The sequence below is a fragment of the bacterium genome (assembly GCA_035530055.1).
In the GTDB taxonomy this organism is placed as follows: domain Bacteria; phylum UBA6262; class WVXT01; order WVXT01; family WVXT01; genus WVXT01.
Genome location: DATKVN010000036.1, coordinates 1 through 19,117, shown reverse-complemented (window position 1 = coordinate 19,117; position 19,117 = coordinate 1). Strand labels below are relative to the sequence as shown.

The 19,117-nt window shown below is 42.6% G+C and carries 14 protein-coding genes, 1 tRNA gene and 1 riboswitch; all 15 genes read left to right on the top strand.

Going from position 1 to position 19,117, the window contains the following annotated elements:
• Window position 1: 1 nt before the first annotated feature.
• Window positions 2–670: a response regulator transcription factor gene (locus VMW39_03385; GenBank protein ID HUW23054.1), complete on the top strand. Its 669-nt coding sequence runs from the start codon at window positions 2–4 to the stop codon at window positions 668–670.
• A gap of 227 nt (window positions 671–897) precedes the next feature.
• Complete coding sequence (locus tag VMW39_03380) at window positions 898–1,086, top strand: hypothetical protein (GenBank protein HUW23053.1); 189 nt, start codon at window positions 898–900, stop codon at window positions 1,084–1,086.
• A gap of 39 nt (window positions 1,087–1,125) precedes the next feature.
• Window positions 1,126–1,210, top strand: a riboswitch (cyclic di-GMP riboswitch).
• An 83-nt stretch (window positions 1,211–1,293) separates the two neighbouring features.
• On the top strand, window positions 1,294–2,223 hold the full coding sequence (locus VMW39_03375) for a DNRLRE domain-containing protein (protein HUW23052.1): 930 nt from the start codon (window positions 1,294–1,296) through the stop codon (window positions 2,221–2,223).
• 17 nt (window positions 2,224–2,240) lie between these two features.
• Complete coding sequence (locus tag VMW39_03370; GenBank protein ID HUW23051.1) at window positions 2,241–3,386, top strand: PorV/PorQ family protein; 1,146 nt, start codon at window positions 2,241–2,243, stop codon at window positions 3,384–3,386.
• Complete coding sequence (locus VMW39_03365) at window positions 3,383–4,150, top strand: response regulator (GenBank protein HUW23050.1); 768 nt, start codon at window positions 3,383–3,385, stop codon at window positions 4,148–4,150. Before VMW39_03370 ends, VMW39_03365 begins: the two co-directional genes overlap by 4 nt.
• A gap of 120 nt (window positions 4,151–4,270) precedes the next feature.
• Window positions 4,271–6,001: a diguanylate cyclase gene (locus VMW39_03360; GenBank protein HUW23049.1), complete on the top strand. Its 1,731-nt coding sequence runs from the start codon at window positions 4,271–4,273 to the stop codon at window positions 5,999–6,001.
• A gap of 157 nt (window positions 6,002–6,158) precedes the next feature.
• A tRNA-Ser gene (locus VMW39_03355) sits at window positions 6,159–6,248 on the top strand.
• Window positions 6,249–6,644: 396 nt separating this feature from the next.
• Window positions 6,645–7,178 carry a 50S ribosomal protein L10 gene (gene rplJ, locus VMW39_03350; GenBank protein ID HUW23048.1) on the top strand — a complete coding sequence of 178 codons (534 nt, stop codon included), beginning with the start codon at window positions 6,645–6,647 and terminating at the stop codon, window positions 7,176–7,178.
• A gap of 3 nt (window positions 7,179–7,181) precedes the next feature.
• On the top strand, window positions 7,182–7,571 hold the full coding sequence (rplL, locus tag VMW39_03345) for a 50S ribosomal protein L7/L12 (protein ID HUW23047.1): 390 nt from the start codon (window positions 7,182–7,184) through the stop codon (window positions 7,569–7,571).
• 27 nt (window positions 7,572–7,598) lie between these two features.
• Window positions 7,599–11,348, top strand: coding sequence for a DNA-directed RNA polymerase subunit beta (gene rpoB / locus VMW39_03340; protein HUW23046.1), 3,750 nt, complete (start codon window positions 7,599–7,601; stop codon window positions 11,346–11,348).
• A gap of 42 nt (window positions 11,349–11,390) precedes the next feature.
• Entirely contained in the window at window positions 11,391–15,503 is a 4,113-nt protein-coding gene (gene rpoC, locus VMW39_03335; GenBank protein ID HUW23045.1) for a DNA-directed RNA polymerase subunit beta', read from the top strand.
• Between the two features lie 132 nt (window positions 15,504–15,635).
• The gene (gene rpsL / locus VMW39_03330) at window positions 15,636–16,028 is read left to right on the top strand and encodes a 30S ribosomal protein S12 (protein ID HUW23044.1); all 393 of its coding nucleotides are present in this window, start codon (window positions 15,636–15,638) and stop codon (window positions 16,026–16,028) included.
• Between the two features lie 105 nt (window positions 16,029–16,133).
• Complete coding sequence (gene rpsG / locus VMW39_03325) at window positions 16,134–16,604, top strand: 30S ribosomal protein S7 (protein HUW23043.1); 471 nt, start codon at window positions 16,134–16,136, stop codon at window positions 16,602–16,604.
• Between the two features lie 81 nt (window positions 16,605–16,685).
• A complete protein-coding gene (gene fusA / locus VMW39_03320; protein ID HUW23042.1) occupies window positions 16,686–18,758 on the top strand; it encodes an elongation factor G in 2,073 nt (690 codons plus the stop codon).
• A 23-nt stretch (window positions 18,759–18,781) separates the two neighbouring features.
• Window positions 18,782–19,117, top strand: a 336-nt coding sequence (locus VMW39_03315) for a GTP-binding protein (protein ID HUW23041.1), incomplete at its 3' end; no start/stop codon positions are given.

Genomic DNA, 19,117 nt, shown 5'->3' with positions numbered 1-19,117 from the left:
GATGGGTAAAGTTAACTCGAAGAAAACAATTAGAATTCTCGTAGCAGACGACCATGCACTTTTCCGGGAAGGTTTGCGAAGTATATTGGAACTTAATGAAGATATAAAGATAGTTGGAGAAGCCAGAGATGGTGTCGAGGCCCTGGGATTGGCAGATAGATTGAAGCCAGATGTGATTTTGATGGATATCAGCTTGCCTGGTCCAAATGGGATAAGGATGACGCGCCAGATTAAAAAGAGATGTAGAAAGGTTCACGTTATCATGCTATCTATGTACGAGGACGCAGCACATATTACCGAATCATTTCAGGCAGGTGCTTCTGGCTACGTAATAAAGACTTATCCCTCTGGTGAATTGATAGAGACCATCCGTTCTGTATTTAGAGAGGGGGTTTCAATTCCATCCTGCATAGAGCATAAACTACTAAAAGGCATAAGGAAGCCAGATTTTTTGAGTGGGACAAAACGCCTCAATCTAACAAAGAAAGAAGTAAAAGTCCTCAAGTTAGTGGCTTTTGGGAAAACTAATAAAGAGATTGCAAAGAAGTTCTCAGTGAGTGAAAAGACGGTCAAAAACCACCTTAACCATATTTATAGAAAACTGGGAGCGAAAAACCGCGCACAGGCAGTGGTGGAAGGACTGAATAGGGGCTACATCAGCAGGCACTAAAAAATTCTGTTCTATTCCTATAAGTAATATTCCATAAGTTTACCTCAAAGACCCATTTTTTAATGGGTCTTTTTTTTGACAAAAAATCTCAGAAAATTATACGGTCGACCCATTGTAAAAAAGAAGAATTCCAGTAAAATTATAGTAGGTAGAAGGTATTCTACATTTTCCCTTTAACCTTTACCCTAATCCTCGCCTTCCCGCGGGGGTTTGAATTAAGGTAAAAAATGAAGAAGAACAAAAAAAGAAAACTTTTCTATTGCAAGAGATGCACGGGTAAATTTTCCAAAGATTTTGTAAAGAAAATGGACGGATATTATATCTGCTTAACCTGCGCCGGCATTGAGGAATATCTAAACGGTAAAGGTCTTTCCGATTATCCTCTTTACGGCGGCAGGGAGAGGGTTCAAGATTAGGATTTTGCATTTCAAGAAGTTTTAGTAAATATATCGGAAACTCCGAAAAGGTAACTCCCGAATAATCGGGGAAAAATCGGGGGACACAAAGCCACGGGACTTGGATGCCAGCCGAGCTGCCGAAGAGTTTCTTAGGAACCGATTTTGCTATCCGGTAGGGCTGGATAGAGAAATCGGTTTTTTTTGAGGAAGAAAGTGGTTAATTTTATGGGGAAGAAAAAAAAGTTACTGTCTTTATTAGTATTCTGTGCCCTGGTAATATTTTGCAGTTCTACCTACTCGTATGCTAAGAAACAGACCATTCAGCCAGGGCCGGAGAAGTCACGAGACAGTCATATTTCCAAAGGTCTTGGAGACGAGATGAAGAACTTTGGAAGCAAGGAAAATATAGGTGTCGGGCAGCGAGATACCAAACGCATCCTTATTCGGTTCGATCTGACGTCCATTCCTCCTGATGCAATTATTTCCTCGGCGGAATTACAACTCTGTCTGGCAGAGGACTACTATTTCGATGAGAAGAGAGTGATTTATGTACATAAAATTACGGGTTTCTGGAATGACAAAGAAGTAACCTGGAACCAGAGTATAGAGAAGCGCAATTGGAGGACGGCGGGGGGCGACTTCGATTCGGAATTAGAGAGTGCAAAATCTTTTATCGGCAGAGCCTACGGGTGGGTTTCCTGGGATGTGACGCGCACAATAAAGGATTGGTTGGAAGGGAAATACGTTAACTTCGGGTTTTTGCTTAAGGAGCATAATTGTGACAATGAGGCAGTTTGGTTTCTTTCCAGTGAATTGGAGTGGGAATCCTACCGTCCCCAATTGGTAATATCTTACGAGACAGAAGGGATTTGTCCTGAGCCCGAGCCGGTTTCATCTTCTATCAAGGTTTATCCTAATCCTTTTAAACCGAGCGAGGGTCACACTGAAATCACATTTACTAACCTTCCCTCAGGTGCGTCGGTGAAAATATTTCATATTGAAGGTAGGATAATGGCAACTCTTGAAGAAGAGGCCGGGGAAGCAAAGTGGAACGTAAAAGATAGTGAAGGGAATAAAGTATCCAGTGGGTTCTATCTCTATCGCATTGAGAGTGATAAGGGGAACCAGACGGGAAAAGTAGTAATTATCAGATGAGAAACTGAAAAACGGCAATGAAAAAAATTGTAACTTTAAGTCTCATTCTAGTACTGTTTTTGATTGGGCAACGGTGTCCATCCGTTGCTTCTACTACGGGATTAGACTTCCTTAAAATAGGAGTAGGAGCCCGCCCCCTTGCCATGGGTGAAGCCTATGTAGCGCTGGCTGATGATATTAGTGCAATTTACTGGAATCCAGCCGGCCTTGTACAAATAGAGCGACCAGAAGTCGGCTTTATGTATAACAGATGGTTCGAAGATATTGGGTATCATTTTTTTGGTTATAGCCATCCAATTAACGACTCGGTTCTTGCTCTTAGTATTTATTATTTAGGGGGTGGAGATATCGAGGGCAGTGACGATGGAGGAATCCTTACTGGTGATGTTAGCGCGTATGATCTCGCTTTGGCCTTTTCTTATGGTAGAAAATTAATCAAAGGGCTGTCAGGGGGATTGAGTTTTAAGTTTATCAGGGAGAAACTGGATGACGAGGTTGCCAATGCCCTTGCCCTCGACCTGGGCGCCCTTTACAAAACCGGGGTGGACAATTTAAATGTGGGCATCAATATCCAGAATATCGGCACAAGAATAAAATTCATTAGAGAATCTGCGAGTTTGCCTTTAAATTTCAGGTTTGGACTGGCTTATAAATTGTTCCCTAGCAATCCACTGACTTTGACTTTAGACTTTAACAAATTGAACAATGAGAGTGTCTATCTTGGTTTAGGTGCTGAAAGCTGGATTACAAACTATCTTGCGGTGAGAATTGGAGGCAAATTTGATCCCGACATAAAGGATAGGGTAAGATTTGGTTTGGGCTTAAAGCGGAATAATTTGCGGTTAGATTACGCTTACACACCGCACAAGATTTTGGGTGACACGCATCAGTTTAGCATTGGGCTCTATTTTGGGGAACCGGAAGCAGAGCGGGAAAAAGAGAAGGTTATGATTGAAAAAGAAGAGGAGGCAAGGATTGCTTCTCTAATCGCCACCCTTCACGAAGAGGGTATGGGGTACTTGGAGCAGAAACAGTATATCCAGGCAATTGGAAAATTCAGTGAAATTCTATTGTTAAATCCTGAAGATAAGAAGACAATAAGTATGATGAAAGAAGCAAATCGTCTTCTTCTGGAGGAATACTGGTTGAGAGGAGGAGAATGAAGAACACAAACATCCTTATCGTAGACGGTAGAATCGATCTTATGGAACCTCTCAGGGAAATTTTTGAGAGGAAAGGCTATAATGTGAGTATAGTAGAAGATGGAGACAAGGCAATTTGGCTTTTAAAGAGGAAAAATTTCGATGTCTTGCTTACGCCTTGGCAAATACCCGGAGTAAGTGGCGTATGGGATTTTAAAGTAATGAAAAGGCTCTGCCCGTCCATGGCGGTAATAATAGTGAATTCTACGGGCGAGAAAAAAGAAATGACGGAGATTCCGGACTCAGAAGTAGAAGTTGTAGTGAATAAACCCTTCAATGTGAAAGAGCTTGTCCACACTGTTGAGTCTATCCTCGAAGCCCCCTCAGTGTTGATAGTTGATTATAATGCGCAAGACCGGGGGGCTTTGAGGAACATGTTGGCAGAAAGAAGGTACCGGGTTTTAGTGGCTAAAGATGGAGATGAAACAATTGAGATGGTTCAGGAGAATGATTTTGATGTTGTGCTTCTGGATACAGGGAGGGCAGGAGTGGAGGGTATAGAAATCCTGGAGACAGTCAAAAAGATTAAACCAGGTATAGAAGTGGTAATGATGATTGACTATTCTTCACTGAGCCTTGTAGGAGATTTATTAAAGAAGGGAGCCTACACCTGTTTATATAAGCCTTTCTTGGACGTAGAGAAATTGGTTAAAGTGATCAAAGAAGTGCAAAGCCAGAAAAGGACATACCCTACCCTAATAGACAGCGAATCTCTCCACAGTTGATGCCGAAAGAGATCACCGAGAAAACCTTTCAGATTTGCCGAGAGGCGAAAGATACAGAATGGCTCCAGCCGGCCCGATTAGAGCGGACTATAAAAAAGAATCTCGAAGAAGGGAGGAATAATGAAAGTATTGGGTAATATCTTTCTATTTATGTTAGTGTTTCTCTCACTGGCTATTCAGTCTGCGCGTCTGGAAATGCTGGAAACAGAAGGAGAGAAATACTATTTCGAAGAAGGTGTCAAGTATTTTAGGGCAGAAGAGTATGAGCTTGCGCTAAAAAATTTTCTGGAAGCGCTGGAGTTGAATCCACAAAATAAATTAACCCTAAAATACGTCAATATGACAGGAAATGAACTTAAGAGAAGAGAAGAGCAGGAACTTCTCAATCAGGCTATTAAGGAGTACCAGGAGCAGAATTATGAAATTGCTATTAGCAAGCTTGTGCACGTTTTAGATTTGAATCCAAGAAATCAGGAAGCAATAGGCTGTATACAAAAGATTAGAAATGAAACCGGTCGCATCGAAGAGGTAAAAAGTATAGTTGTAAGTGAAGAGGAGAAACGCGAGCCAGATAGGCCAGTAAGCCGAGAAATACCCAGGATAGCTCGGGATTTAATAAGTCAGGAGATAACCAAAATAGCTCAGGATATTGAAGTAATTAAAAGAGAAGTTGCTAAGGGGAAATTAGATGAACCAAAAGAATTGCCTCTAGGAATTTCTGAAAAGAGAAATCTGGTTACGCGCAAACAAATTACGCTTTTTCTTCTTTTTGGTAGTATGCTTGTTGGATTGTTCTTTATATATAAGACGCAGATTCTAAGAAAGCGGGAATCGTCTGATAAGAATCTAAAGCTACTGGAAAATCTTAGCAAGACTGCCACTACTACTGAGCATAAGGGAGAAATTCTGGACACTATTCTTAAGGCTTTCCTGGATACAGTGGAAGCAAAGTCAGGGGCATTATTAACAGTTGAAGATAAAACAGGTGACTTAATTTTAGGAACCGGTGTAGATGTTAAGCCCGACCTCCCCAGGGACTTCAGGTTTAGTAAAGACGGCCCTGTTTTTGCTGAAATAACAAAAATTACAAGTCCCATCTCTGCAGCCGAGATTTTGCAAGATTCTACGTATGAGAATTTATTATTGTTCAAGGAGAAACCAGCCAGCCCCTCTTCTCTCTTACTCGTTCCCCTAACTTACAAAAATCGGAATGTAGGAATGGTTCTTTTAAATTCAAAGAGGTACAGAAGAAATTATCTACGAGAACACCGGGGGATAATAGAAACGCTTGCTAGCCAGGCGGCAATAATTGTTGCCAATATTACTTACAATCATCAAATAATTATAGATGGTTTGACCGGCCTTTATGTACATTGGTTCTTTTATCAATGTCTGGAGAAGGAAATCTCTCGAGCTGAGCGGCAAAATTTATCTTTGGCTCTTTTAATGGTGGATCTGGACCATTTTAAACAGTTCAATGATACTTACGGTCATCCCATGGGGGATAAAGCTTTAGTGAAAGTTGCTGAGATTCTTAAAAAAGACCTTCGCGACATTGATACAGTTGCTCGTTATGGAGGAGAGGAATTCGCCATAATTTTGCCTGGAGTAGATGAAAATTTGGCTCTTAGGACGGCTGAAAGAATCAGGAAGAGTCTGGAAAGTCATCGCTTTAAAGTAGTTAATGGTAAATTCCTACTGACCCTGAGTATAGGGATTTCTCTTTATGAGAAGGATATAAGTGCCGAGGAGATGGTGGAAAGGGCAGACAAGGCTCTATACTGGGTTAAAGAGCACGGCAGGAACCAGGTGAAGTCCTGGACAAGCTCCAGGGAGGAAAGCAAAGTATAAAATTGGAGTGTTTCTCTTTTATATCGGACAGACTGGTGAGTTTAAATTGACCACCGGGGACTATCCTCCGGTGGTTTCTTATTATTGACAAAAACAATTAAATCTGGTATAAATAAAGCGACAATTACTATTTTATCTTTAATTCAGGCCTCTAAACGGAGAGGTACCCAAGTGGCTGAAGGGGCGGGTTTGCTAAACCTGTAGTAGGTCGAATGGCCTAGCGTGAGTTCGAATCTCACCCTCTCCGTTGATTCACAGGAGAGATTCGAAGCCCGCGAACGCCGACCTCATGGGAGGAGGAGCTCCGGGTAGCGACGGGCGCGAGATGGTGAGCGCCCCGGGGTCCGAAGGATTGAAACCCGACCATAAGAAAATCACTCTGACCCCTTTTTTACTCCTTTTTAGGGCAGAAACGAAAAAATAAAAAAAACACTTGACAAAAATTAAAAGTTTATATAAAATTACATATTTAGGAAGCCAAATATAATAGGTCGAAGATAGTAGGCCCCCGCTTTTGCGGGTTAAATCTTGCCTACCGAGATCAGATAAGTGCAAAAATAAAACTTCTCTGTCTGGGGGAAGTTTTTTTATCGCCTGAAAAGGCGAATTTTTTCGCTTAATTTTTCCCAGTTTGGGGGAAAGAATGGCACGAAAAGAGAAGGAAGTTTTTGTAAATGAACTTACCGATAGGTTAAGAACGAATAATAATTTCATCTTGACTGATTATAAAGGACTGAATGTGGAAGAAATGACTGATCTGAGGAACAGGATGAACAAAATAGGTTGCGAGTTCAAAGTGGTAAAAAATACTCTGGCGCGCTTGGCTATGAAGAATCTCAAATTGGAGAAGTTAATAGAGTACCTTCGGGGACCGACTGCTATTGCCGTTGAAAAAACCGATATTATTGTTGCTACAAAAACTCTTGTAGATTTTTCTCGCCAGCACCAGAATTTAAAGATTAAGGGAGGTTTTTTAGAAGGCCACGTCATCCTTCCCCAGGAGGTGGAATCTTTAGCTAAGTTACCTTCGAAAGAAGTGCTCCTTGCCCAATTATGTCTGAGCCTCCAGAGACCTATTGTTAGGTTTTATGGAGTACTTCAGGGGTTAGGGAGGAATTTGATTTTTCTCTTAGATGCGATTAGGAAGAAAAAGCCAGAAGAAGTAAAGGAGGAATAAAAGATGACCACTGCGAAGAAGAGTAAAGACGAGATTATCCAGACAATTGAAAAGATGAGTGTGCTGGAATTGTCTGAGCTGGTAAAGGCTCTGGAAGAGAAGTTCGGAGTTAGTGCTGCCTCTTTAGCTCCAGTTGGTGTAGCAGCGGGAGCTCAACCGGAAGCGGCTAAGGCTGAAGAGCAGACCGAATTTAGTGTTATTTTGACGAAAATTGGTGACAAAAAGATTCAGGTAATAAAGGTCGTGCGTGAACTTACTGGTTTAGGACTGAAAGAGGCAAAGGACCTGGTAGATAATACGCCAAAGGCAGTGAAGGAAGGAATAGATAAGAATGCGGCAGAAGAAATCAAAAATAAGATAAAAGAAGTTGGAGCAGAAGCAGAAATTAAATAAAAAATTTTGAAATTACAAAATTAGGAGGTGTCTGATTTGGCGAAGAAAATAGATTTCGCACGGATTCCTTCAATTATGGATATCCCTAATCTCATTGAGGTGCAGAAAGCTTCCTTTGAAGAATTTTTGCAGAAGGACGTCCCCCCTGAAAAAAGGAAGAGGCAGGGTCTTCAGGCGGCTTTTGAGGATATCTTCCCTATTGATAATGTCGACCAAACGCTACGATTGAGCTTTGTGGAATATATTTTAGAAGAGCCTAAGTACGATAAGACAGAAGCGATAAATAAAGACATAATGTATGCCAGGCCATTAAAGATAAGAGTGAAGTTGGAGATCAAGAAAGAAACTCGTAAAAAGCCAATCTTTAAAGAACAAACCGTATACCTATGCAATCTTCCTTGTATGACTGATACCGGAACCTTCATTATTAATGGTGCCGAGCGAGTGGTAGTCAATCAATTGCACCGCTCGCCTGGAGTCATTTTTGAAGAAGACCAGGAACCGGGGACCAAAAAGATAAAGATATCATCTTATGGTAAAAGACTCTATGTGGCCAGTATTATACCATATCGGGGAGCTTGGGTAGAGTTCGAATTCGACAACAATAATGCGCTTTTTGTTAAGATCGATAAAAAGAGAAAACTTCCGGCGAGCGTGCTGTTGAAGGCATTGGGTTTGGAAACTCACTCTGAGATTTTACACGCGTTTTATAACACGGAGACCATTCATTTAAAAACCGGCACCTCACATAATATACAAAAAATTACTTCTTCCTTATCAGGCAAGATCCTTGCTTCCGATATAATTGACAAAAAGACTGGGGAGATATTAGCAGAGCCCAACGAACAGATTACTCTGGAGTTAGCAAAGAGAATAATCAGGGTAGAAATTAGCAAAGTTGAAGTGTTGAAATTTGATCCTACTATTAACGATGTAACTATTCATGAAACCTTAAAAAGGGACAGAATTAAATCGCAGGCTCAAGCAATACTGGACATATTTCGCAGGTTGCGCGCGCAGGAATATATTACCGAAGAATCGGCAATAGCGTTCTTTGATACGTTGTTGTTCAGGACTAAAAAATACGATTTATCTAAAGTTGGACGCTACAAAATAAATAGAAAACTATCTTCTGTATTGGAAAAGATGAGATCTGAATTACCTACTCAACTGCAGGAGACTATTTGTCGCAGCAACTACTATTTTGGAACCAGGGACAGTAAGAAATTGGAAATCCCTCTAGAGACAAGGCGAACCCTATGTCTGCAGGACATTTTAGCCACAATTAAGTATCTTATCGATTTAAATAATGGAACTGGTGGAGAAATAGACGATATCGATCACCTGGGGAATCGTCGTGTCCGTTCGGTAGGTGAGCTTTTGGAGAATCAGATAAGAATTGGACTTTCCCATATGGCTCGTTTAGTTAGGGAGAGAATGAATATGCAGAGTAGTGAAACAATAAGTGCTCGGGATATAATCAATACTGCTCCAGTGGTGGGAGTTATTCGGAAATTTTTCGGGACTAGTCAACTATCTCAATTTATGGACCAGACAAACCCTCTGGCTGAACTTACTCACAAGAGAAGGCTCTCTGCCTTGGGCCCCGGGGGACTGAATCGCAAAAGGGCTGGTTTTGAAGTGCGCGATGTTCACCATTCCCATTATGGTCGGATTTGTCCCATTGAAACTCCTGAAGGTCCAAACATAGGTTTGATTACCAGTTTGTCACTTTATGCACGGATCAATAAGTACGGACTTATTGAGACACCTTACCGTAAAATAATTAGAGAAAGAGTTACTGACCAGATTGAGTATCTCACTGCTGACCGAGAGGATGAGTATGTAATTGCTCAGGCAAATACTCCCATAAGTGAGGAAGGCAAATTTAAAGAAGACTTGGTAGCCACCCGTTGTCGGGGAGATTTTTCTCTGGTTTCGCCAAAAGAGATAGATCTTATGGACATCTCACCGAAACAGCTTGTGGGTGCCTCGGCTGGGTTAATTCCCTTTTTAGAACACGACGATGCTAATCGTGCCTTAATGGGTTCTAATATGCAAAGGCAGGCGGTTCCTCTTCTTGTCTGTGAGGAGCCACTGGTGGTCACGGGCATTGAGGAAGCGGTAGCCCGGGATTCTGGAGTGGTGGTGATTGCTCGGCGGGCTGGTCGCGTGGAGAGCGTGAGAGCGGATCAAATTATAGTTTGGTGTGGCGAAGATGACAAAAATAAAAATAGTCCTGTAGATATTTACCATTTGAAAAAGTATAAGCGGAGTAATCAGGATACATGTGTGAATCAGCTTCCTACTGTTAAGGCAGGCGACCATGTCAGGAAAGGTCAAGTAATTGCCGATGGCCCAGCTACCTGTCAGGGAGGGCTTGCTTTGGGCAGAAATGTTCTGGTGGCTTTTATGTCCTGGGGTGGATACAATTTTGAAGATGCGATCTTAGTTAACGAAAGACTGGTCAGGGATGACATTTTCACTTCAATTCATATTCAAGAATTTGAAGTCGATGCTCGTGATTTAACCATAGGATCAGAAGAGATAACCCGAGATATTCCTAATGTGGGAGAAGAGGCTCTGAAGAATCTGAATGAGAATGGTATAGTGTATATTGGAGCTTATGTCTATCCTGGAGATATCCTTGTGGGGAAGGTTACTCCCAAGGGCGAGACCAGGGCTACTCCTGAAGAGAGGTTATTAAGGGTGATTTTTGGAAAGAAAGCTGAGGAAGTTCAAGATGCTTCGCTGAGAGTCCCTCCTGGGGTAGAGGGCAAGGTCTTGGATGTCCGGGTGTTCATCCGTAAGGGGAAAATTTCCAAGGACCAAGAGCTAAAGAAGTCGAAGGAGATCGATCAGCAATATAGTAAACTGATTTTCGATTTGAGGCAAAAGAGGAAAAAAGCACTTGCCCGGGCGAAAAAGTTGAGTAAGGGAGAGGAAGAAAAAATCAATAGATTAACTGAATTTCAAATAGAGAAGCTGAAGAGAAATAAGAAGAAAACGCAGGAGAATCTCCGTCAAGGGGATGACTTGCCGGTTACAGTTAACAAATTGGTGAAGGTTTTCGTAGTAAGTAAGAGGAAGATCGCCGCAGGTGATAAGTTGGCGGGTAGGCATGGGAATAAGGGTGTTGTCGCCAGCATCCTACCTGCTGAGGATATGCCCTATTTGCCCGACGGGACTCCCGTGGATATAGTGTTGAACCCTTTGTCCATTCCTTCCCGTATGAATGTGGGGCAGATTCTGGAGGCAGAATTGGGCTGGGCTGCCCATGAGTTGGGTGTGCAGATGGTTTCACCCATCTTCGATGGAGCGAAAGAAAAAGAAATAAGAAGTAAGTTGAAACAAGCAAAACTTCCTGAGGATGGTAAAATTACCCTGTATGATGGCCTGACTGGCGAGCCTATGGGAGAGAAAATTACAGTGGGATATATGTATATTATGAAACTGGCACATTTGGTAGAAGATAAAATTCATGCTCGTTCTATAGGTCCCTACTCACTGATTACCCGACAGCCCCTGGGCGGGAAAGCGCAGTTTGGTGGCCAGAGGTTTGGGGAGATGGAAGTCTGGGCAGTAGAGGGATACGGTGCAGCTTATATTTTAAAGGAATTTTTGACCGTGAAGAGCGATGATGTCATTGGCCGCACCAAAATGTATGAGGCAATTGTGAAAGGAGAACCGATAGAGGAATCAGGGGTGCCCGAGTCGTTTAAAGTATTGGTAAAGGAGCTTCAAGCCTTAGGTCTGAATGTGGAACTCCAAAAATAAGAACAAATCATTAGTTCTGAATTTTAGAGGTGAGGTGGTAAATTGGTTAAGAAAGCGAGAATAAAAAAATTTAGAGAAAAATTGGACTACAGTGATTTTAAATCCATTCGTTTATATTTAGCTTCTCCGGAACGGATAAGAGGCTGGTCTTATGGCGAAGTTAAAAAACCAGAAACGATCAACTATCGCACTTTCAAGCCGGAATGGGAGGGTCTATTTTGTGAGAGAATTTTTGGGCCAGTTAAGGATTATGAATGTAGTTGTGGCAAATATAAGTGGTCCAAACATAAAGGAATTATCTGCGATCGTTGTGGAGTTGAAGTTACCGAGTCTAACGTGAGAAGGGAAAGAATGGGCCATATAGAATTGGCCGTGCCCGTTTCTCATATCTGGTTTTTGAGAAAGCCCCCTTCTCGAATTGGCATGCTTTTGAATATGAAGCTGGGAGATTTGGAAAGAGTTGTTTATTATGCCGCTTACGTTGTAGTTGATCCGGGGAAAGTGCAAGGCTTATTTAAAAAGCAACTTCTCTCACAGGAAGAATATGAGAGATACAAAACAGAATATGGTGAGAGAGCGTTTAAAGCAGAGATAGGAGCATCGGCAATAAAGACTTTGCTTAAAGAAATAGATTTGGTTAAGATGGCTGAGGAGTTGAGATCAAAAATAAAGGAGGAGATAGCGCAAACTACCAGGACAAGGGTGGTGAAACAGCTGAGGATAATCGATGGCTTTATTAAATCAGGAAACAAACCAGAGTGGCTGGTCCTTGACTGTATTCCCGTGATTCCTCCAGAACTTAGACCATTAGTTCCTCTGGAAGGAGGAAGGTTTGCTTCTTCCGATTTGAACGATTTATACAGAAGAATAATTAATCGAAATAATAGGTTGAAACATATTGAAAATCTGAAAGCCCCCGCAGTAATGATCCATTCTGAGAAGCGCTTGCTTCAAGAAGCCGTGGATGCTCTATTTGAAAACGGAGCCCGGGGTAAGACAGTTAATGGTCCTGGCAATCGGCCATTGAAATCTCTCTCAGATATTCTGAAAGGGAAACAGGGGCGCTTCCGCCAGAATTTACTGGGCAAGAGAGTCGATTATTCTGGTCGTTCTGTTATCGTCGTTGGTCCCCATCTGAAGATACACCAGTGTGGCCTGCCCAAAGAGATGGCCCTGGAATTATTCAAGCCGTTTATTTTAAATGAGTTAATCTCTCAGGGACACGTGACCACTTTGAAGAGTGCTAAGAAGGAACTGGAAAAGCGGACTCCAGTTGTTTTCGATATTCTGGAAAAGGTGATCCGTGACCATCCTGTTCTACTTAATAGAGCTCCCACCCTCCATCGGTTAGGAATTCAGGCCTTTCAACCAGTTTTGATCGAAGGCAAAGCAATCCAATTACATCCTTTGGTTTGCGCAGCATTCAATGCAGATTTTGACGGTGACCAAATGGCAGTGCACGTGCCCTTATCTGCTGAAGCTTGCATGGAAGCAAAGGTGCTTATGTCGGCAGCAAATAATATCCTTTCTCCAGCCAATGGACAATCGATTGTAACGCCAACACAGGACATAGTTTTAGGGTGCTGTTATTTGACTAAAGAGAAAAAAGGAGTAAAAGGAGAGGGATTCATCTTTGCCAGTGTAGATGAAGTTGCCGTAGCCCATGAGGAGGGTGAAGTCGACCTTCACGCCCGGATAAAAGTGAGAGGAATTAATAAAATTAGAGAACGGGACGATTGGGAAAAAGAAGACTTCATTAACCCTGATAGGTGGAGAGACTATACAACTGTGGGCAGAATTCTATTCAACCAGGTTCTCCCCGAGAAACTTCGCTTTGTCAATACAGTAATCGATAAGAAAATCTTGGCAGATTTAATTCAGAGGTGTTTTCACCAACTGGGCAATTACAGGACATTGGCTTTGCTCGATGAAGTAAAAGCATTAGGTTTTAAATATGTTACCAAATCTGGAATTACCATCTCCCTCGATGATATGAAAACTCCTCGGATAAAGGAACAGTTATTGGAATCAGCCAGATCTCAGGTAAAAAAGATTGAATCAAATTATAGGCAGGGTTTAATTACTGAGGCGGAGAGGTATAATAATATTATCGATATCTGGACCAGCGTGACCAATAAAATAGCGGATACTATGTTTATGGAGTTAAAAAACCAGGGGCTGGAGGTGGCTAAGGAAGGGACTCCTAAGTTTAATTCCATATACCTTATGGCTGAATCTGGAGCAAGGGGCTCTGTTCAGCAGATTAGACAACTTGCCGGTATGCGCGGGTTAATGGCCAGGCCGGAAAAGAGAATTACTGGTAAAGTGGGAGAAATTATAGAATCTCCCATTGAATCTAACTTTAGGGAAGGACTGACGGTTCTGGAATACTTCATATCCACACACGGGGGACGCAAGGGCTTAGCCGATACAGCCTTGAAAACCGCGGATGCTGGATACCTTACCAGGAGACTCGTCGATGTTGCCCATAATGTTGTAATTAATGAGGAAGATTGTGGCACAATGAATGGTGTTCGCGTGAGTGAATTAAAAGAGGGTGATGAGCTTATTGAATCTTTAAGTGAGCGGATTGCAGGGCGTATAAGCATTGATAGGGTCGCCCATCCTTTAACTGATGAGGTCATTGTAGAAACAGGAGAAATAATCACTCCCGAGATAGCGAAGAAGATCCAGGAAGCTGATATTGAACGGATTAGAATCCGTTCAGTTTTAACCTGTGAGACTACGAGAGGCATTTGCTCCAAGTGCTACGGTATAGATTTGACTACAGGAAAGCTGGCTGAAGTTGGCTTAGCTGTGGGGGTCGTGGCAGCACAATCTATTGGCGAACCCGGGACGCAGCTTACTCTTAGAACCTTTCATATCGGAGGGACTGCTACAGGACTGGTGAAGAAGTCCTCGATCGTAGCTAAAGAGGATGGAGCAATTAAATATCATACTATCCGTACAATAAAGAATAAACAGGAACAACTGATTGTGGTTAGTCGTAATGGTGAGATAAGTGTTAAATCTTCAAAGAGGCAAAGCAAAGAACAATATCAATTGGTTCCTTACGGTGCGCGGTTGAAAGTTAAAGAAAATAAGAAAGTTAAAAAAGGGGAACTCCTGGTGGAATGGGATCCTTATTCCATGCCGATTATTTCTGAAGTTCCCGGCAAGGTTAGATTGGAAGATATTATTGATGGCGTAAGCCTGCATGAGGAGATAAATCGAAATACAGGTTTAAAGGAAAGAGTAATTATTCCCTACCGTTCGGAGAAACTCAGACCCCGCATAGAAGTAGTTGATAAGAGTCGAAAAAAATTAGGGTCTTACCTTTTACCTGTGGATACGCACATTGTGGTGGAAAACGGAGCGGAAGTTTCTCAAGGAGATGTTTTATGCAAGATTCCCCAGGTCGATTACAAGCCGCGTGATATTACTGGTGGGTTGCCAAGAATCTCCGATCTATTCGAAGCCAGAAACCCCAAGAACAGTGCAGTTATTTCTGAAATTAGTGGCGTAGTAAAGCTAGGGACTACTAAGAAAGGAGCATTTAAAGTAACGGTTATCCCTGATATAGGAGAACCCAAGGAGTATCCCATACCACCAGACTGCCATCTGGTTGTTTACGAAGGAGACAGAGTAGCGGAGGCGGCTCCTTTAACCGACGGCCCCATCAACCCCCGTGACATTCTCAGGGTAAAAGGAGATAAAGAGGTACAAGAATATTTAGTTAATGAGATACAAGAAGTGTATCGGTTGCAGGGAGTGAGAATTAACGATAAACACATTGAAGCTATTGTACGGCAAATGCTGTCCAACGTTCGCATCGAAGATAGTGGGGATAGCAGCTTTCTTGTGGGAGAGACAGTTAAGAAAACGAGAGTTATAGAAGAAAATAAAAAGATTAAGTCTAAGCATAAAAAGCCCATTCAGTACCGCCCAGTTCTTTTAGGTATAACTAAGGCTGCTCTCTCCAGTGAGAGCTTTATCTCTGCTGCCAGTTTTCAGGAGACCACGCGGGTTTTGACAAATGCTGCTCTCTCTGGCGAGAGTGATAATTTGCAAGGATTGAAGGAAAATGTCATAATAGGAAGATTAATTCCTGCAGGGACAGGAATAGTTAACTATCAGAAAGAGTTGGAAACCTAATGCTGAAAGCTTGAGCTGGATTCCTTCCGAAAGGAAGGCTTTATGAGATTGAAATCCCCCGATAGAATCGGGGGGGGAAGGTCAGAAAAAACGATCTTTGAGATGAAAAGGGGGGCGAAACGCGGGATTAAAATGCCTACAATTAATCAACTAATAAAAAAAGGTAGAAAAAAGATTAAACAGAAAGCAAAGACACCCGCCTTAGACGGGTGTTCTCAAAAGAGAGGGGTCTGTATTCGTGTTTATACTACGACACCCAAGAAGCCCAATTCAGCACTTAGAAAAGTGGCACGGGTGAAATTGAGTAACGGTATGGAAGTGACTGCTTATATACCCGGAATAGGGCACAATTTGCAAGAGCATTCCATAGTTTTAATTCGAGGCGGAAGAGTAAAGGATCTGCCAGGGGTCCGTTACCATATAGTGCGAGGCATCTTAGATACTGCCGGGGTAACCGATAGGAAAAAGGGGCGCTCGAAGTACGGTACAAAAAGAGTAAAGACTGTAGCTCCGTCAGCAGCTTAAAAAGATAAGGAGTAGCGAGACTTGTCTCGCGTTAACGCACCGCAAGCGGTGCTACTCAAGAGTCTTTTGGAGTCACAGTTTTAACGGAAATAGGAGGTTGAGGTCTTGTCAAGAAAAGGAAAAGCAAAAAGAAAAAAAATAGAGACAGATTATATTTACAATAGTTTGCTTATAACTAAATTTACAAACAGGATAATGTTAAAGGGAAAAAAGAGAATAGCCGAACAAATTGTTTACCAGGCTCTGGAGAGCGCGGGAAAGAAACTTAACCTTCCCCCCATGGACACATTCAATAAAGCTGTAGGTAATGTGAGACCTGTTTTAGAAGTAAAAGCCAGAAGGGTTGGTGGTGCCACCTATCAGGTTCCACTTGAGGTAAATACGGAACGTTCGGTCGACTTAGCAATGCGTTGGATAATCCAGTTTGCCAGACTACGAAAGGGTAAGCCCATGTTTGAAAGACTGGCTGCGGAGATAGTTGCCGCTGCAAATAGTGAAGGTTTGGCAGTGAAGAAGAAGGTAGACCTTCACAAAATGGCTGAAGCCAACCGTGCTTTTGCTCACTATCGCTGGTAAAGAAGGGACAGTAAAAAAGTAGCCTGGTCTCTTTTTTTTAGGAAAAAATGAATCTGACCCCTTTTTTGTTTTTGTGTGATTATGAAGAGAGATTTTCCGTTAGAAAAAGTGAGGAATATAGGAATTGTTGCCCATATTGATGCTGGCAAAACTACAACTACAGAAAGGATCCTATATTATACCGGGAAGATTTATAAGATGGGTGAAGTACACGAAGGCACAGCAACAATGGACTGGATGGAACAGGAGCAGGAGAGAGGTATTACCATTACTTCGGCAGCGATCACCTGCCACTGGCGGGATTGCCGGATAAATATTATTGATACTCCTGGACACGTTGATTTCACCGTAGAAGTTGAGAGGTCTTTAAGAGTACTGGATGGATGCATAGTGGTTTTCTGCGGGGTGGAGGGGGTTGAGCCCCAGTCAGAAACAGTTTGGCGACAGGCAGATAAATATAGTGTTCCCCGGATAACTTTTGTCAATAAGCTGGACCGCGTGGGGAGTGACTTCTTCTGGGTAGTAGACAGGATGAGGGAAAGGTTAGGGGCAAAAGCTTATCCCGTGCAAATCCCTCTTGGTAAAGAGGAGGGTTTTAGAGGAGTCATCGATTTGATCCAGATGAAGGCTCGACTCTATAAGGGAGAGGATTTGGGAGTAACTTATGAGGAGATAGATATTCCACAGGAATTTCTTCCCTCGGCAAGAAAGTACCGGGAAGAACTCCTGGAAGCTCTTTCCGAAACGGATGATAGCTTATTGGATAAATACGTTCACGGTAAGGAGATAAGGAGTGAGGAGATAATTACAGCTCTGCGCAAGGCAACGATTGCAGTTAAGATGATTCCTGTCTTCTGTGGATCGTCGCTGAAGAATAAAGGAGTTCAGATGCTTTTAGATGGAGTGGTCGATTGTTTGCCTTCCCCCAAAGATTTACCGGCTATATCAGGGGTTAATCCCCGAAGCGGAAAAGAAGAGAAGAGAGAACCCAGCGATGAAGAGAACTTCAGTGCTTTAGCGTTTAAGATAATGGCTGATTCCTATGTGGGAAAATTGACTTTTCTTCGCGTCTATTCGGGGACAATAAAAGCAAGCTCCTATCTATACAATGCTACTAAAGATATAAGGGAGAGAGTAACTCGTATTCTGCGAATGCACGCTAATCGCAGAGAAAATATCGGGATGGTATATGCCGGCGATATTGCTGCAGTGGTGGGGCTTAAGAATACTGCAACTGGAGATACCCTCTGTGCTCAGCATCATCCGATAATTCTGGAGTCGATACGTTTTCCTGAACCAGTTATTTTCCTGGCTATCGAGCCGAAAACTAAAACTGATGAGCAGAAGTTGATTACAACTTTAAATATCCTGGCGAATGAAGACCCCACTTTCAAAATAAAGGTTCATCCTGAGACGGGTCAGACCATAATCTCGGGGATGGGAGAACTCCATCTGGAGGTTCTTGTCAATCGCATGTTGAGGGAGTTCAAAGTGGAAGCAAATGTGGGCAAGCCACAGGTAGCCTATAAAGAGAGTATCACTCAGCCTTTTAAACAGGAGGGGAAATATATCAAACAGACAGGTGGCCATGGCCAGTATGGGCATGTTGTGTTAAAAGGGAAGCCCCAGGAAAGGGGCTCTGGAATCCGGTTTATTGATAAGGTAAAAGAGGGAAGAATTCCCAAAGAATACATTCCTTCTGTAGAGAAGGGAGTTCGTGAAGCAATGGAAGCGGGCGTGCTGGCTGGATATACAGTAGTTGACCTGGAAGTAACATTAGTGGATGGTAGTTTCCATGAAGTGGATTCCTCAGCCCTGGCATTTAAGAATGCTGCTGCTATAGCTATCCATAAGGGAATGAAGAAAGCTTCTCCTGTTCTATTAGAACCAGTGATGAAACTGGAGGTGGTGGTACCTGAGAACTATTTAGGAGATGTGCTTGGTGACCTTAACATTCGCCGGACGAAAATAACAAAGATAGATAGACGAAGTCAAATGGGGATAGTAGATGGTTTTGTGCCCCTGTCAGAGATGTTCGGATATGCTACCAGTTTACGGTCCCTAACGCAAGGTCGAGCAACCTATAGTATGGAGCCTTCCCATTATGATGAGGTTTCGGAGGAATTAGCAAAAGAAATTATTGAAGGAATTTAAAAATAACTAAAGGGGGTAAAAAAATGGCCAAGGAGAAGTTTGTACGAACTAAGCCACATGTGAATGTGGGCACAATTGGACATGTAGACCACGGGAAGACGACACTCACTGCGGCGATTCTTCTCTGTTTGTCGAAGACAGGGAAGGCAGAAGCCAAGAGGGTAGATGAGATTGACAATGCCCCTGAGGAGAAGGAGAGGGGATTAACCATTGCCATAGCTCATCTGGAATATGAGACAGAGAAGAGGCACTATGCGCACATAGATTGTCCCGGGCATGCGGACTATGTGAAGAATATGATTACTGGGGCAGCACAAATGGACGGGGCAGTTTTGGTAGTTAGTGCAGCAGATGGGCCG